The organism is Variovorax sp. EBFNA2, from assembly GCF_033802765.1.
In the GTDB taxonomy this organism is placed as follows: Bacteria; Pseudomonadota; Gammaproteobacteria; order Burkholderiales; family Burkholderiaceae_C; genus Variovorax; species Variovorax paradoxus_H.
Map to the genome: position 1 here is coordinate 1292458 of NZ_CP138496.1, position 16800 is coordinate 1309257.

A 16800-nucleotide genomic window follows, 5' to 3' on the forward strand; every position below is an offset into this window, starting at 1 on the left:
CTCAACATGGATGAACAAGAGACACCCGCTTTGAGTAGCTTTAGTCCGACGGTAAGTTCCCCTAGGAAGCGGTCAACCGACGAACGGCATTCGGCGCGGGACTTGATAGGCCCCACTCAATGTGGAAAAACAACTCTCGGACGGGTGAGCCCATCAATCGGTTGCGCCCTTTACACCGCCCCCACACTGCCCGTGACCGGCAGCACGATCCCCGTGATGGAGCTCGCGCAGTTCGGAGCCGCAAGGAACACGTAGGCGGGCGGCAGCTCCTCGCGCTGGGCCGGTCGCTTCATGTCGGTGTGCTTGCCGAAGTCCTTCACTTCTCCCGCGGGACGGTCCGCCGGATTCAGCGGCGTCCACACCGGGCCTGGCGCCGCGGCGTTCACGCGGATGCCGCCTGCCAGCAGGTTGCTGGCGAGCGACTTGGTGAACGCGTGGATGGTGCCCTTGGTGGCCGAGTAGTCCATCAACTCTGCGCTGCCTTCGAGGCCCGTCACTGACCTGGTGTACAGGCGTGCGCACTGCACTGGGATATCCGCCGGTCAGGCATCAGCGGAATGCGGGGTCACGTCCGCAAGGAAATCAACAGACTGTCCACAGATCGACCTGTTCGCAATAACTCCGGGTCGCGCTGATTGTCTATAGATGCGATCGGCGTAACAAAAGCGTCACCGGCCGATGCGACCATGCGCTGTTACCTAAAGGTGCAAGTCTTTGCCGGCTCGACGCGTTTCCCCTTTCACACCATTTCCCGCAGCTTGGCTGCGGGCGTGATGGCGTGCGCGGGAATGCGACAGGGTGCGACGACCGGCCATGGGGTCGTTTCGCGCGTGTGGCGTGTTGACCTGTCGCCGCCCCGCGCGATGGGGGCTGTGTTGCATGGCTGCATGGATGTCGATCTTTCCCGCTCATGTCTCCCTTGCAGCCGATGACCCCGGCAGCCCACCGCCTCCCGACGAGCCGCGCGTGACGCTTCATTCCGACGCCGTCGAACCGCAGTTCGACTTCGACTCGCCGGCCCAGCCGCTTGCGTCCGCACTGAATCGCTTCGCCGACGTGTCGGGCCGCGCGGCGCTGTTCAGCAGCACGCTGGTGGCCGGTCGCTCGGCGTCGCCGGTGCAGGGCCGCCTCACGCCGCGCGATGCCTTGCAGCGCCTGCTCGAGGGCACCGGTCTTGCGATGGAAGAAGTGAGCGCAGGCCGCGTCAACGCCTTCGTGCTGAAGCCGCTCGGCGCGCAGGCCGAGGCGGCGGCCGGTGTCCGCGCGCGGCTGGAGCGCTACGACGGCCTGGTGCAGGCCCGCGTGTGGGACGCGCTGTGCGCCGATCCGCGCACGGCGCAGGGCGATTACCGCTCGCTGCTGCGCTTTCGTGTCGATGCGGCGGGCCGTGTGCACCGCGCGCAGTTGCTCGGCAGCACCGGCAACACGCGTCGCGATGCCGTGCTGGTGGCCACGCTGGAGCGCGTGCGTATCGACCGGCCGCCGCCCGACATGAAGCAGCCGCTGGCCATGCTGATCCTGCCGGCGCAGGCGGGCGGGCCGTCCTGCGAAGACGCGGCAAGGCCATAGCCGTGTCCGAAGAAGTCCGACTGGTTCTGCTCGACTTCCTGTCGCAGCGCTACGGCGAGCTGAAGCGCCGCCTGACGCGTCTGCTGGGCAGTGACGATCTGGCGGGCGATGCCCTGCAAGACACCTGGCTGCGGTTGCGTCGGCTGGAAGACCAGGGGCCGGTGCAGCACCCGCGTGCGTTCCTGCTGCGCATGGCCGTCAACATTGCCGTGAACAACCTGCGCAGCCAGAGCCGCATCGTGCCTCGCAGCGAGGTCGATGCGCTGCTGGATGTGGCCGACACCGCGCCGGGACCGGCCGAGATCGCCGAGGCGCGCTCGGAAATGACGGCGCTCTACAAGGTGATCGCGCGCATGCCGAAGCGCCGCCGCGACATCCTTGTGCTGGTGCGCTGGCAGGGCCTGCCGCAGAAGGACGTGGCCGAGCGGCTGGGCGTTTCGCTGCACACGGTCGAGCACGAGCTGAAGCGGGCGCACGATTTCTGCGCGGCCCACATGGGCCGTCAGATGGATCCAAAAAAATAGTTGGAGGATTTGCGCCGTGCCAGTTGTCTTGAACAGGAGGAGTTCCGCATCCCGGTGCGGCGCGACCTCGTGAACACCATGTCCTCTATGCCCCCAACGCCTCCGATGCCTGCCGACGAACGCGGCCATGCCGTGCCCGACGCGCTGCGGGAAGAGGCGCGCATCTGGCTGGGCCGGCTGGCGCTGGCCGAGGTGACGCAGATGGACATGCAGGCCTTCAAGCGCTGGCAGCACACCAGCGCCGCGCACCAGGCGGCCTTCGACGAGGCGAAGCATCAGTGGCATGCGATGAAGCTGGCCATCGACCAGGGCCTGCGCGCCGATCCGAAGGCGGCGGCGCGCTACCGCCAACTCGCGCTGGGCACCCCGCGCGCCGGGCAGCCCGGCCGCCGCGCATTCCTGGGCGCGGCCATGAGCGCGGCCGCGGTCGCCGGCGTGGCGGTGGTGGCCTATCCGCCGCTCGGCCTCTGGCCCGCGCCGGGCGCATGGGGCGCAGACGAGCGCACCGCCACGGGCGAGCAGCGAACGCTCGGTTTCGCCAATCATGTCCGCGTGACGCTGAACACGCAGACCAGCGTGCGCCGCGAAACGTCGGTCCATGGAGAAACCACGGGCATCGACCTGCTCGCGGGCGAAGTCGCCATCGACCTGCGAGCGATGCAGGGGGGGGCTAGCCCGTCCTTCGCCGTGACCGCGGGCGCGGGCCGCAGCGGCGCGCAAGGCGCCTCCCGCTTCCAGGTGCGTCACCTGCAGGGCAGCAAGGTGTGCGTGACCTGCATCGAAGGCTCGGTGCAGGTGGCGCATGCCGCGGGGCACAAGCTGTTGCAGGCGCGGCAGCAGACGGTGTACGACGCCACGTCGCTCGGTGGCGTGCAGGCCGTCGAACCGGCGGACCTGTCGGCCTGGCGCAAGGGCGAGCTGGTGTTCAGGCAGACGCCGCTTGCGCAGGTGCTCGATGAAATCAACCGTTACCGGCCCGGCCGCGTGATGCTGATGGCCGATGCGCGGCGCGACAGCGCCGTCAGCGGGCGCTTCTCCATCGCCGTGCTCGACGAGGCGCTGCTGCAGATCCAGCACTCGTTCGACCTGCGCGCGCGCGCGTTGCCCGGCGGGTTGCTGATCCTGAGCTGAAGGCCGCGACTTCTGCTTTCGCGTGGCATTCGCGTGACGACCGAATGACTGCCGCGTGACTCTCGCGAAACCACGCACCGCCCCGTGCGCGGCGGTCAAAAAATGTTGGCGGAATCCGGCGGCGTCCGGTGTCTTGGCAGTAACGGGTTTTTCGTCGCGCCGCATTGCTTTTCTTGTCTTGCACTGCGGCCCTTTGATGTGAAGCCCTTCCAGAACATCGAACCAATCATTGGCGGGAACTTCACATGAACACGGGCATGCGCGGGAACGGGGATCGACGACAGGGGAATTTCAAGCTGGCGCCCATTGCGCGCGCCATGGCGCTGATGCTGGTGGCCAGCGGCATGGCCGGCCACGCGCAGGCGCAGCGCGCCTTCAGTGGTGCATGGTTCAACGCCAAGGGCTCGGCGCAGAGCACGGCCGCGCTCACGGGCTACCTGCCCAACGGCCAGCCCGCGTCGAGCCTCACCAATCCGGTGGCGCGGCAGAAGGCCGACAACCCGCAGTGGCAGCGCTCCATCAACAACCTGAACCTGGCCGCGCAGACCATCGCGGCGCAACAGGCCGCGCAAGCCGCGGCACGGCAGACGGCGCAGAACGACGGCTCGGTGCCCGACGGGCTGACCGAGGGCGGCCTGAAGGTCGATGCGAGCAGCCTCACCGCCGGCTGGGCCAACGCCAATGCACCGGTGCAGAGCGCGGCCGGTGGCAAGACCCAGGTGAAGATCGAACAGACGGCGGAGAAGGCGATCCTGAACTGGGAAACCTTCAACGTCGGTCGCAACACCGTCGTGCAGTTCGACCAGCGCGCCGGCGCCAAGCCCGACGGCACCAACACCTGGATCGCGCTGAACCGCATCAACGACCCGAGCGGCAAACCCAGTCAGATCGCGGGGCAGATCAAGGCCGACGGGTCGGTGTATCTCGTCAACCGCAACGGCATCGTCTTCACCGGCAACAGCCAGGTGAACACGCGCACGCTGGTGGCGTCGAGCCTGAGCCTGTCGGACACGCAGTTCAAGCTCGGCATCAACAACGGCCAGAGCCATTCCTACCAGGGCAACGACGCGAGCATTCCGCAGTTCGGCGACTTCAGTCCGTTCAAGCCGGAGATCTTTGCCGACGCCGGATTCAAGCCCGGCAACGGCACACGGCCCGACCGGATGGGCGGCGTGGACCGCTTCAGTCCGGGTGCGCCGCCCGGCGAAGTGCGGGTCGATGCGGGCGCGCGGCTGGCGGTTGACGCGGGCGGCAAGCTCATGCTGTTCGGGCCCAAGGTGCGCAACGCGGGCCACCTGTCGGCGCCCGACGGGCAGGTCATCATGGCGGCGGGCGAGAACGTCTACCTGAAGACACCGATCGGCAACGACCCGAACGGCGTGCGCGGGCTGGACGTGGCGGCATCGGCCGCGCCGGGCTGGGCCTTCAATTTCGGGCAGGTGCTCAGCGCCCATGCGCTGACACCGGCGTACGCCGACGCCGCCTACATGGCGGGGGTGCGCGACGTGGTGCTGCCCGAGATGGCCGCGCGCGCCGCGCAGGTCGGCTACGAAGTGGCCAACACCGGCATCGTGCAGTCCGACCGGGGCAACATCACGCTGCAGGGCCGCGACGTGCGCCAGAGCGGTGTGCTGACGGCGACCACGGCACTGAACAACCGCAACGGCTCGATCGTGATGCGTGCCTGGGGACAGGGCGCGCGGGCCTACACGGGTGACATGGACGACCTGATGAACTGGTCGGCCGGCACGCTCACCCTGGGGCCGAACAGCGTGACGCAGGTGCTGCCCGATGCCAGCGACAGGTCGGAGATCGAGGCCAGCGCGCTCGTCACGCGCTACAAGCCGGGACGCATCGAGATGTTCGGCAACCTCATCGACGCCCAGCCGCGTGCGGGCGTGATCGTGCCTTCGGGAACCATCCACATGGAGACGGCGGCCAACCCCATCTTCACGCAGTTGCCCTACTACAAGGGCAACCTGCGCGACGGAAGCCGCATCTACCTGGACAGCGAGGCCTTCCTGAGCGTGGCGGGCGTGCAGGACATCCTGCTGCCGATGTCGCGCAACTTCATCGAGGCCGATCTGCGCATCAACGAACTGCGCGACTCGCCGCTGCTCGCGGACTCGTGGGTGCGCGGCAAGAAGGTGGTGGTCGACCGGCGTGCCAACGGCGTGTTTGCGGGCGGCCCCATGAGCGGCGTGGAATGGGTGCTGGGCAGCGACGGCAAGACCTACATCCCGGGCGCGTGGGTCGGCACGCCGCTGGGCGACATGACGGGCTGGATCGGCGTCGGCAAGACCGACCTGCAGGAGCTGTCGGCCGAGGCCGGAAAGATCACGCTGCGCGCGGGCGGCGCCGTCATCACGCGGGCCGGTTCGCTGCTCGACGTGGCGGGCGGCTCGGTGCGCTATGCCGACGGCCGCAACACCAGCACCAAGCTGATGGGCGCCGACGGCCGTGTCTACGGCATGCAGCAGGCCATGCCCGACATGGACTACGTGGGCATAGCCGGCCAGTACCTGCAGAACCACGCGCGCTGGGGCGTGAAGACCACGTGGCGCAATCCGCTGATCGGCGCCGACATGCCCGAAGCCGGCTACACCGAAGGCCGCAAGGCCGGCGCGATCCAGATCTTCGCGGGTGACGCGATGGTGCTCGAGGGCGACTACTGGGGCGGCAGCGTGGTCGGCGAACGCCAGCAGATGCAGCCCACGAAGAACCTGGGCGGCGAACTGCAACTGGGCAACGGCACCAAGGACGACCGGCCCTGGTGGGTCGGTCAACTGGTCGTGAGTCGCGACCCGCGCCGCCTGGCCGCGGGCTTCAATGCCCAGTCGGCGCTGGGCGACGATTTCCGCGTACCGCCGGTGCCCGATTCGGGCGTCCAGGAGCCCGGCAAGCTGACTTACCTGTCCGACGAAGTGCTCAACCGCTCGGGCATGGGGCGCCTGCTGTTCAACGTCTCGGGCGACTTCATCCTCGAATCCGGCGCGGTGCTGAACCTGGCGCCTGGCAGCACCTTCCAGGCGAGCGGTGGCGAGGCCGCGACCGTCAATCTCCAGGTCGACGGCACCATCCGCGCACCCGGTGGCCAGATCGCGCTGGACTCGGTCAACGGGGCGCTCGCATTCGGCGCGGCCAGCGCGCTCGATGTGCGGGGCCAGTGGATCAATGCCTGGCGCGACGGCTCGGCGCCCGCGCAGTGGGTCTTGGACGGCGGCAGGCTGGCGCTGAGCGCGGCCAAGCTCGCGATCGATCCCGGCGTGGTGCTCGACGTGTCCGGTGGCGGACGGGTCGATGCCGGCAAGCAGGGCCTGCCGAAGCTGCGCGTGGGCAACGGCGGCACCGTCGCGCTGGGCGGCGTGACGCCGCAGGCCGACATGGCGGCGCTCGACATCCGCGGTTACGCGGCCGGCTCGGCCGCGCGCTTCGAACTCGGCACCTTGTCACCGGTGCAGATCGGCGGCACGGCACCCGATGCAAAGACCGTGGTGCTGCCCGAGGCGCTTTACAGCGAGCGCGGCTTCGGCGCGGTGGCTGTGAACGTGGGCGACAAGTCGGGCATCGCGATCGCCGAAGGCGCCAGCGTGATGCGCCCCGCAGCGAGCATCGACCTGGCGACGTTCCCCTACCGCGATGTCGCCAGCGGTACCACGCTGGCACAGGTCGCGCCGGTCGGCGTGCTGCGGCCGGAAGAGCGGCTGGCGCGCAAGCCCGCGTCGCTCGAACTCGGCACGGTCGAAGGCCCCATCGAAGTGGGCGCCGGTGCGGTCGTGCGTGCCGACACCGGAGGCAGGCTGATCATGTCCGCGGGAGGCCCCGCCGGCAAGATGAGCATCAAGGGCACGCTGGAGGCGCCGGCCGGGCGCATCGAACTGGGCGCGGCCGACCTCACGCTCGAAGCGGGCGCGCAATTGCTGGCGCGCGGCGTGCCGGTGATTCATGCCGATTCGCGCGGCACGCTGAAAGGCCAGGTGCTGGCCGGCGGAGAGGTCTCGCTGCTGGGCGGCGATGCGCTCCAACTGCAGCCCGGCGCGCGCATCGATGTGTCCGGCGCTTCCGGCGAAATCCAGATCCCCATCGCGGGTCCGCGGCTGGGTCCGGTGGGCTGGGAAAACGTGGCGCTGTCCAGCGACGGCGGCGCGATTTTGCTCAAGGGCGGCAGCCGCGGCACGATGCGCGTGGCCGCCGACCTGCAGGGCCGCAGCGGCGGCGCGGGCGCATCGGGCGGCTCGCTCACCATCGTCGATTCGAGCGAAGGCCCGCCCGCCAAGCCGGGCGGCGTGACGGTGCCCACCACGCTGTACTGGCGCGACCCGGTCACCAACAGGGTCATGAGCAAGCTCTTCAGCCAGGTGCCCGACCTCGACCTGTTCGACGAGTACAGCAAGACGCCCCTGAAGTTCACGACGCAGATGCGCTCGGCCATCTCCAGCCTGCCGGGCGTGGTGGGCGGCGGCATGGAGATCGTCAACGACCTCGATGCACCCGGGGTCTCGGGCGTGGTCCGGCCCTGGGAGGCCAACCTCACCATCAGCCCGATCGTGCTCGACCTGCTGGCGCGCCATTTCTACACGAGCGCGGCGCTGACCACGCACGTGCTGGTGCCCGACGTGAAGACGCAATCGACCTCGCGCGTCCTGGCCGGGTCCATTTCGCAAGGCGGCTTCGATGCCGTGTCGCTGAATGCGTCCAAGGGCATCTCGCTGGCCGACGGCGTGCACGTGAAGGCCGGCCGCAGCCTGTCGCTTGCCACGCCCAGGCTGGGCAACGGCGGCGGACTCGGCAGCGCGCAGCTGTCGGCGGCGCACATTTCGCTCGATGCGCTGTCGCCTTTTGCATCGACCGGGTGGACCGACCCCGCGGCGCTCGGCGGGCAACTCACCTTGTCTGCCGCGCTGATCGACATCGGCAGGGCCGCACCCGAAGGCACGGCCGGCATGCGCATCGCCGGCTTCGGCCGCACCGTGCTGCAGGCCGACGACATCCGGCTCGGCGGCCCGCTGCCCGCGACGTTCACGCCCGCCACATCGCTGCAGGTCAACTTCGATGTCGACGGCCAGCTGGTCATGAAGGCCGGCCAGGTCTACCCGTCCACCGCGATGACGGCGGTGGTGCGCGCCGGTGAGTCGATCGCCATCGAGCGGCTGGGCGATGCGGGCCCGCCCGCACTGTCGGCCGGCGGCACGCTGCGCCTGGAGGCTCCGGTGATCGCACAGAACGGCGTGCTGCGCGCGCCGCTCGGACAGATCGAACTCAACGCCGGCAAGAGCCTGACGCTGGGCAGCGACAGCATCACCTCGGTGAGCGGCAGCGGCCTGACCGTGCCCTACGGCACGTTGTCCAACAACGAGCACTGGCTCGATCCGTCGCGCCGGCGCGACGACGGCAGTCCTTCCGACAGCGCGCTGGTCGCTCCGCCCGAAAAGCGCATCACCATGAAGGCGCCCGACGTGGCGCTGGCCAAGGGCGCGGTGGTCGACATCTCGGGCGGCGGCGACATGTACGCCTGGGAATTCGTGCCCGGCCCCGGCGGCTCGCACGACGTGCTGTCGATGCCCGGCACCTACGCCATCCTGCCGGGGCGCACCGGCACGGCGCCGGCCAGCGCCATCGAGGCCGGCCAACGCATCTGGCTGTCCGGCGGCCCGGGCCTTGCCGCCGGCTGGTACGACCTGCTGCCCGCGCGCTATGCGCTGCTGCCCGGCGCGATGGCGGTGCAGTCCACCGGCACCGCGTGGGCCGGCCCGGCAAAGACCGGCTTCAAGGCACCCGACGGCGGCATCGTCATGCAGGGCAAGACCGGCAACGCCTACGGCGGCACGCAGCAGGCCACCGCCTCCGCGTGGCGCGTGATGTCGGGCGACACGCTGCGCCGCTACAGCGAATACAACGAGGCCTTTTCCAACGACTTCTTCGCGTCGGAAGCTTTCAAGCTCACGCAGTACCGCCTGACGGGCCAGCGCGTGGTCACGCCGCGGCTGGCGCGCGACGGCGGCGCGGTGGTGTTCGACGCCACCGAGCGCCTGCTGCTGGACGGCACGCTGCGCTCGCAGCCCGACACGGGCGGGCGCGGCGGGCTGCTCGACATCGCGGGCAAGAAGATCGCCATCGTCGGCGCCGGGCAGGACGCCGGCACGCTGCGCGCTGACGGCTACCTGGTGATCGACTCGGCCGGGTTGTCGAACTTCGGCGCCGGCAGCCTGCTGGTCGGCGGCACGCGCAAGGGCGATCCGCTGGGCGTGGGGCTGAACGTGACGGCCAGCGACATCGTGGTGCGCAACGACGCGGGCTCGGCGCTGTACGGCCCCGAGATCATCCTGGCCGCGAGCGGGCAGGTGGCCGTCGACGCGGGCAGCGTGGTGAGCGCGCGCGGCACCGGCGCCAGCACCGTGGGCGACCTGATCGTGGCGCCGCAGCAGCGCGAGGTGTACGACACCAAAGGTACCCCCGCCACCGACGACGACGTGCTGACGACACCGGCACGCGACTGGGGCGCGCTGGTGCGCGTGGCCAACGGCAACGTGGCGAAGGTGCTGCGCCAGAACGTCGACACCACCACCGGCGGCCTGGTCCGCATCGGCGCCGGCGCCGAAGTGAACGGCGGCGCGGCGCTGCTGCTGGACGCCACGCGCAACACCGAACTGGCCAGCTCGGCGCGCATTGCCGGCACCGACCTGTCGGTGGCCTCGGGCCGCATCGGCTTCGGCGGCGGCAGCGAAGGCATGGTGCTCGACGACGGCGCGCTGGCACAGCTGGCGAACTCGCAGCGCCTCACGCTGCGCAGCTATTCGAGCTTCGACTTCTACAAGTCGCTCGACCTCGGCGCCGCGGGCCTGGCCTCGCTGACGCTCGACGGCGCGCGGCTCGCCGGCGCGGGCGCCGGTGACGTCGTGCTGCGCGGTGACACCATCGCCTTGATGAACAGCGGCGGCACGGCCACCGCTGCGGGCGGTACCGGAATGGGCATGGGCACGGGCGGCCTGACGCTGGATGCCGGCACGCTGGTGCTGGGGATGGGGCAGAAGACCCTGTCGGGCTTCGGTGCGATCTCGCTGCACGGGCGCAACCGCACCCTCGGCGAGGGCAACGGCGGAATCGACGCCGGCGACTCGGCGCTGACGCTGACCACGCCGTTGCTGACCGGCCGCGGCGGCGCGGCGCAATCGATCGTCACGCGCGGCGCGCTGCAGGTGCTGGGCGCTCAAGGCGACGGCGCGGCGGACCAGGGCCTGCAGGACAGCCTGGGCACGCGCCTGAGCCTGGGCGGCGGCAGCGTGTTGTTCGGCAGCCGCGCCGTGGCACTGGGCGGCGCCGTGGACATGACGGCCTCGGCCGGCAGCGTGGTGCTGGCCAACGGCGCTCAGATCGACGTGGGCGGTTTCGCCAAGAATTTCTTCGACGTGACCGCGTATGCCGATGCGGGCCGCATCAACCTGTCGGCCGTGGGCGGCGATGTGCGGCTGGACGCGGGCAGCGCGCTCCACCTTGCCGCGCACGCGGACGGCGGCAACGCCGGCACGCTGGCGCTGGCGGCATCGAACGGCGGCACCGTGGTGCTCGACGGCCGTGTCGCGGCGCAGGCGGGCAACGGCGGCAAGGCCGGCGCCTTCTCGCTGGACATCGCCACGCTCGGCGACTTCGCGGGTTTCAACCAGCGGTTGAACGACGCGGGCTTCTACCGCTCGCGCCAGTTCCGCATCCGCCAGGGCGACGTGACGCTCGACGGTGCCACCACGGTGGAAGACTTCGGTCTCACTGCGGACCACGGCAGGGTGAACATCACGGGCCGCATCGACGCACGCGCGGCCTTCGGCGGCGCGATCCGCGTCACCGGCGGCAACGGCGTGTCGATGCAGGACGGCGCACAGTTGCTGGCCGGCGCCACCGGCACGCTGGGCAGCGGCCGTGTCACGCTCGAGGCGACGGGCGGTTCGCTCGACCTGCGCGGCGGCACCATCGATGTGGCCGGCGCCGACGGCGGCAAGGTGCGCCTGCGCGCGCGCCAGAACGCGACCCACGACGACCTGGCCGCAGTGGCCGTGAAGACCGGCATCGTCGGTGCGCGCTCGGCCGTGCTCGAAGGCGTGGCCGTGTACGAAAACCAGACCTCGGTCGATGCCATCAAAAGCACGGCGATTGCCGATGCGAGCACTTTCGCCAACCGCGGCGGCGCCATCGCCGACCGGCTGGGCCTGGGCTCGGGCCTGCGCGTGATGCCCGGCATTGAGATCAGCAGCACCGGCGACCTGGCGATGGGCAGCGACTGGAACCTGTTCACCGATTTCGCCAACGCCCGCGAAGGCAGCCTCACGCTGCGCGCGGCCGGCAACCTGCTGATCGACGGCCACCTGAGCGATGGCTTCAATGCGGCCGACCGCACCGGCACGCTGCAGGAGGCCGCGTCATGGAACCTGCGGTTGGTTGCCGGCGGCGACATGGGCTCGGCCCATGCACTGGCGCTCAAGCCGCTGGCCGGGCAGGCGGCGGGCAGCGGCACGGTCCGCATCGGCAGCGCCGACACCGACCCCGATGCGGCAGTCGACAACGGCGCGGGCAAGCTGGTGCGCACCGGCACCGGCGACCTCGAAGTGCGCGCGGGGCGCGACCTGAAGCTGGCGCACAAGGATTCGGTGATCTACACCGCGGGCCGCAAGGACACCACCACCTGGAGCGACTTCAGCAGCGCGCCCGCCAACGCCGCCTACGGCGTGGCGGGCGGCAACCTGGACATCGTGGCGCAGGGCGGCATCGAGGCCCAGCCCTCGGGACAGCGCTTCACCGAGTGGCTCAACCGGCAGGGCAACGTCAACGCCGACCGCGTGTTCGGCCCGTACCACGACGGCGCGACGAACTGCAGCAACGGCGTTTGCGCACCGAACATCCGCCCGATCGAGCAGGCGAGCTGGTGGGTCAACCACGGCGAGTTCAGGCAGGGCGTGGCCGCCTTCGGCGGCGGCAACGTGAACGTGAGCGCCGGCGGCGACCTCGGCAACCTGGTGGTGGCGCTGACCAGCAACATGCGCATGCGCGGCGGGCGCAGCGTCGGCGAGGCCATGAACATGGAGGTGCGCAACGGCGGCGCGATGACGGTCGAGGCCGGCGGTGCGATCCGCGGCGGCCAGTACTACATCGGGCGCGGCACGGGCGAGATCCGGGCCGGCGAAACCGCCACGGGCCACGCGGTGACCGTGACGAAGACGGACGCGCAGAACGTGGGCGTCTCGAAGGCCTTCGCCGTGGCGCCGGTGCTGGCGCTGGGCGACGCCACGCTGAGCCTGCGCACCGCCGGCGACCTGCGCCTGCAAGCGGTGGTCGATCCGTTGCTCGTGCGCTATGGCAACGGCATGACGCCCGACGGACGGCTGCTCGACCATGGCGCCTACATGACGGGCTATTCGCAGCGCAGCGGCCTGAGCCTGGTCTCGACCGGTGGCGACATCACGCTGGTCAACCAGGCCGACTTCATCTTCCGCGACGTGGTGTTGCGCCCTCAGACCACGGCCGAAAACGGCCTCGTCGGCTACGGTGGCAATCGCTACCCGGCACGCCTGCATGCGACGGCCATGAACGGCAGCCTGCAGATCCAGGGGGCGATGTACGTCATGCCCGCGGCGACCAACGACATGCAGTTGATGGCGCAGCGCGACGTGCGCTTCAACAGCCAGGACGCCGCATTGCTGAAGACCTGGGCGGGCCACGAGAACGACGCGGAAATCGTCATGTCGTACGCCACGTTGCCGATGGTGCCGTCGCCCTTCCTGCCAGCGGGTGCGGGCGGCTACGCCCACCAGATCGTCAACATGGACACAGTGCTGCGCAACCCGCTGTCGCCGGGTACGTACCTCGGGGCCCCGTACTTCACCGACGTGGGCAATCCCGACGTGCCGACGTTGATCGACGATCGTGCGCCGAGCCGCGTCTATGCCGCGCAGGGTTCGATCCTGGGCGCCAACATCGTTGCCAACGAGCAGACCTGGCTGCGCGCCGGCACCGACATCCGCGGCATCCAGATGAATGCGCGCAACGTGCACTCCGACGACACGACGCTGCTGGAAGCAGGCAATGACATCATCGCGGCGGCGCTGGTGCGCCGCGGGTTGAGCTCGGCCCACTACGGCTCCGGCAGCATCAAGCTGCAGGGCGCCGGCTCGCTGGTGCTGTCGGCGGGACGCGATGTCTATGCCAACGACTTGCGGGTCATGACGCTGGGCAACCAGCAGTACGACGCCGCCGACAACCGCGCGATCCCGAAGACCCAGGTCAACGGGCTGTCCGAGCAGGGGGCCACCATCACCGTGATGGCCGGCATGAACCACGCGCCGGCCTACGAGGCCTTCGCGGGTGCCTACCTCGACCCGTCGAAGGTCGCGGCCATGCCCGACCACCTGAAGACGCGCGGCGCTGACGGCAGCACGCTGCCGCTGTACCTGGTCGACGGCACCGAGATGCGGGCCGGCCAAGAAAAGGTGACACGCCGCGGCCTGGTGTCGTACATGAAGGACATGACCGGCGAAGCGCTGGCGCCCATGGCCGCGTGGCAGCGCTTCCAGGCACTGCCGCAGCTGGCGAAGCAGCAGTTCCTGCGCCAGATCTACATGCTGGAACTGCGCGATGCCGGCCGCGACCAGAACGAACCCGGCGTGGACGACCTGCCGCGCAACGGCGGCTACAACCGCGGCTACACCGCCATCGAGACCCTGTTCCCGGGCGACCAGTGGAAGGGCAACGTCGCGGCCAACCTGATGATGCTGCGCACCATGGCCGGCGGCGACATCAACGTGCTGACGCCGGGCGGCGGCCTGCAGGTGGCGGCGCTGGGCACCAAGGTGCCCGACGGCCACGGGCTGGTGACGCTGGGCTCGGGCCATATCAACGTGTTCGCCAGAAACGACGTGACCGTGAACCGCTCGCGCATCCTGTCGTTCGTGCCCGAAGCCACCTCGCGCGGCAGCGACCAGATCATCTGGTCGAGCAAGGGCGACATCGACGCCGGCCGCGGCTCCAAGACCGTGCGTGTGCCCTCGGCGCCCGAAGTGGTGACCGACCTGGACGGCAACACCATCGTGCGCGAGAAGTCCGACATGAGCGGCAGCGGCATCGGCACCGTGGGCGATGGCGACGTCGACCTGGTGGCGCCGGGGGGCGTGGTCAACGCCGGCGATGCGGGTGTGCGCGTGGCAGGCAACCTGAACATCGCGGCGTTGCAGGTGCTCAACGCCGACAACATCCAGGTCAAGGGCGAGTCGAAGGGCATTCCGGTGGTGGCTGCGGTGAACGTGGGCGCGCTCACCAATGCCAGCGCCGCAGCCTCGCAGGCGGCCATGGCCGCGCAGGACGCGGTGCAGCGCGACCGCGCCGCCAGCCGCCAGGCGCTGCCCTCGGTCTTCACCGTGCGGGTGCTCGGCTTCGGCAACGATGCGGCCGAGCGCGGCGGCGCGCTGTCGCCGTCCGGTGCACCGGATGCGCGGCCGCCGGGCGTGGCCAGCCACGACCCGAACCACCGCGTGCAGGTCATCGGTCACGGGCAAAGCCTCAAGCCGGAACAGCTGGCGCGGCTGACCGAAGCCGAGCGCCGCCGCTTGCAGCAGCCCGACTAGACCCGCCACCCGGGCACCACAAGGTGCAGCTTCCCCTCGCGTGTTTGCACGTGGGGGGAGGGTGGGGCGTGCGTCGGCCATTGCGCAGGTCCGGCCATTTTTTTGCAGATGCAGTCACGAAGGCACATCCGTCATGGACATGAGCATTCAACTTTGCCTGGCGTCTTCCGAAGAAGGCGATGCCGGCCAGGGCGTCGCGCTGCTGCGCGACTGCCTGGTGGCCAACTACCAGCGCCTGCACCGGCGCCTGCTGCACCGCCTGGGCTGCGCCGACCAGGCCAGCGACTGCCTGCACGACGCCTGGCTGCGGCTGGGCGACGGCGCTGTTCCCGATGCGGTGGACAGCCCCGAGGCCTATGTGTTTCGGGTGGCCTGCAACGTGGCGGTGGACCGCCTGCGCGCCGACCGGCCCTGGCAGTACAGCGGCGATGCGGCCGTTGAACTGGAAAGCTTCGCGGACCCCTCGCCCGGCCCCGAGCCCATTGCCGAAGCCCGCTCCGGCTTGCTGGCCGTGGAGCGCGCCATGCGCGGCTTGCCCCATCGTCACCAGGCGATCTTCATGGGCTTGCGCATTCATGAGCTGACGCGCGACGAGGTGGCCGCCCGCCACGGGCTTTCGCTGCGGCGTGTGGACACCACCTTGCGCCAGGCGTTGGCGCATTGCGCGCAGTCGCTGCGCTGACGGGCCTTCGGGGACGGCGCGTCAGCTGTGCCGACGCCGATCAGCTCACCTCCACCGTCACCCGCAGGAACGTCGCGGCGATCAGGCAGGTGTTGGGGTACTGGCTCTGGTTCTGGCTCTGGAACAGCGTGACCAGTTCCGTGCGCAGTTCGTCGGTGCGCCCGGCCTTTTCGGCTGCGTCGAAAGCGTTCATGGTCGGGCCATAGAACTGCCGGAACGTGTCGACGAATTCCTCCGCTGTGCCTTTGAAGTCGAAGATGTAGCTGTCGCGTTCGCAGCGGATGGCCTCGGCGGCAACGCCCGCCGCACCGAAGCGCTCGACGATGTTCGGGGTCGAACCCCAGCCCATCGGGCTCACGAAACCTTCGGGCGGCGGGGGCGCGTACGACGAGCTGATCTTCAAAATCTGCGCCACCAGCGTGGGGTCGTTGGGGATCCAGTTGCCCATGAGGATGCGCCCGCCCGGCCGCGTGACGCGCACCATCTCCCGTGCCACGTCGAAGGGCTTGGGCGCGAACATGGCGCCGAACATGCTGATGACCAGATCGAAGGACGCGTTCTCGAGCTGCAGCTCGCAGGCGTCGCCTTCCTCGAACCGGCAGCTGGCCGACAGCCCGGCCTGTGCCGCCCGCCGGTTGCCCGCGGCGACCAGGTTGGCGGCGATGTCGATGCCCAGCACCTGCGCACCGAGCTTGGCGGCCGGCAGGGCGGTGTTGCCGTCGCCGCAGCCGAGGTCCAGCACCTTCATGCCGGGCGTGATGTGCGCGTGGCGCACGACGTCTTCACCGCTCTCGCGCATGCTCTCGGCGATGCGGGTGAAGTCGCCTTTTTCCCAGAGGGCCTTGTTCGGGTTCATGACGTCACCTTCTCGATCATGTGGTTGATCACGTGCGTGTGCTCGTGTTGCGGGCTGAACATCACGATCTCCGCGTCGGCGTCGACCTTGACGTTGTGGCCGGGCGGCCAATAGAACAGGTCGTTGGTCTTGACCGTTTCCTGTCCCCCGGCATCGTCGGTGGTGGTGATCTGGCCCTTGAGCACGAATCCCCAGTGCGGGCAATGGCACGAGTTGTGGTTCAGGCCCTGGAAGAGCGGTGTCGTGTCGACGCCCGCCGACAGCGTGAAGTACTCGCCGCTGATCTTGCTGTAGCCGGTCGCGTCGCCGAAATTCAAGCGCTGCCGGATCACGGCACCGGGAATCTCCATCTTCACGTCGACTTCGTCTTTTGCCATGTGCATGAGGTGCTCCTCGAGAGGTTCGCGGGCGCGGGGGTGGTGCGTCTATTCGTTG

General features: G+C 69.7%; 7 protein-coding genes and 1 pseudogene. 5 read left to right on the forward strand and 3 right to left on the reverse strand.

Annotated elements, in window-relative coordinates:
- Window positions 1-170 precede the first annotated feature (170 nt).
- Window positions 171-506, reverse strand: a pseudogene (locus RZE79_RS05855) (SDR family oxidoreductase); the annotation flags it as partial.
- Window positions 507-966: 460 nt separating this feature from the next.
- Between RZE79_RS05855 and RZE79_RS05860 the strand changes: the two are divergent.
- The 5 genes from RZE79_RS05860 (at window position 967) to RZE79_RS05880 (ending at window position 15509) form a co-directional block, all read left to right on the forward strand.
- On the forward strand, window positions 967-1569 hold the full coding sequence (locus RZE79_RS05860) for an STN domain-containing protein (RefSeq protein ID WP_319359400.1): 603 nt from the start codon (window positions 967-969) through the stop codon (window positions 1567-1569).
- A 2-nt stretch (window positions 1570-1571) separates the two neighbouring features.
- Window positions 1572-2093, forward strand: coding sequence for an RNA polymerase sigma factor (locus RZE79_RS05865; RefSeq protein ID WP_319359401.1), 522 nt, complete (start codon window positions 1572-1574; stop codon window positions 2091-2093).
- Window positions 2094-2198: 105 nt separating this feature from the next.
- Window positions 2199-3224, forward strand: a complete 1026-nt coding sequence (locus RZE79_RS05870) for a FecR domain-containing protein (RefSeq protein WP_319359402.1) — start codon at window positions 2199-2201, stop codon at window positions 3222-3224.
- A 245-nt stretch (window positions 3225-3469) separates the two neighbouring features.
- Window positions 3470-14827 carry a filamentous haemagglutinin family protein gene (locus tag RZE79_RS05875; protein ID WP_319359403.1) on the forward strand — a complete coding sequence of 3786 codons (11358 nt, stop codon included), beginning with the start codon at window positions 3470-3472 and terminating at the stop codon, window positions 14825-14827.
- Window positions 14828-14960: 133 nt separating this feature from the next.
- The gene (locus tag RZE79_RS05880) at window positions 14961-15509 is read left to right on the forward strand and encodes a sigma-70 family RNA polymerase sigma factor (RefSeq protein ID WP_319359404.1); all 549 of its coding nucleotides are present in this window, start codon (window positions 14961-14963) and stop codon (window positions 15507-15509) included.
- Window positions 15510-15549: 40 nt separating this feature from the next.
- On the opposite strand, the gene RZE79_RS05885 is transcribed toward RZE79_RS05880, so the two are convergent.
- Both RZE79_RS05885 and RZE79_RS05890 read right to left on the reverse strand, forming a co-directional pair.
- Window positions 15550-16365, reverse strand: a complete 816-nt coding sequence (locus tag RZE79_RS05885) for a class I SAM-dependent methyltransferase (RefSeq protein ID WP_319359405.1) — start codon at window positions 16363-16365, stop codon at window positions 15550-15552.
- Window positions 16362-16748: a hypothetical protein gene (locus tag RZE79_RS05890; protein WP_319359406.1), complete on the reverse strand. Its 387-nt coding sequence runs from the start codon at window positions 16746-16748 to the stop codon at window positions 16362-16364. The genes RZE79_RS05885 and RZE79_RS05890 overlap by 4 nt, the downstream gene beginning before the upstream one ends.
- Between the last annotated feature and the right edge of the window lie 52 nt (window positions 16749-16800).

What these genes read in the sequence shown, in the direction of transcription:
- RZE79_RS05880 (WP_319359404.1), top strand. Translation starts at nt 14,961, where the DNA reads ATGGACATGAGCATTCAACTTTGCCTGGCGTCTTCCGAAGAAGGCGAT.
- RZE79_RS05885 (WP_319359405.1), bottom strand. Translation starts at nt 16,365, where the DNA reads ATGAACCCGAACAAGGCCCTCTGGGAAAAAGGCGACTTCACCCGCATC.
- RZE79_RS05890 (WP_319359406.1), bottom strand. Translation starts at nt 16,748, where the DNA reads ATGCACATGGCAAAAGACGAAGTCGACGTGAAGATGGAGATTCCCGGT.
- RZE79_RS05870 (WP_319359402.1), top strand. Translation starts at nt 2,199, where the DNA reads ATGCCTGCCGACGAACGCGGCCATGCCGTGCCCGACGCGCTGCGGGAA.
- RZE79_RS05875 (WP_319359403.1), top strand. Translation starts at nt 3,470, where the DNA reads ATGAACACGGGCATGCGCGGGAACGGGGATCGACGACAGGGGAATTTC.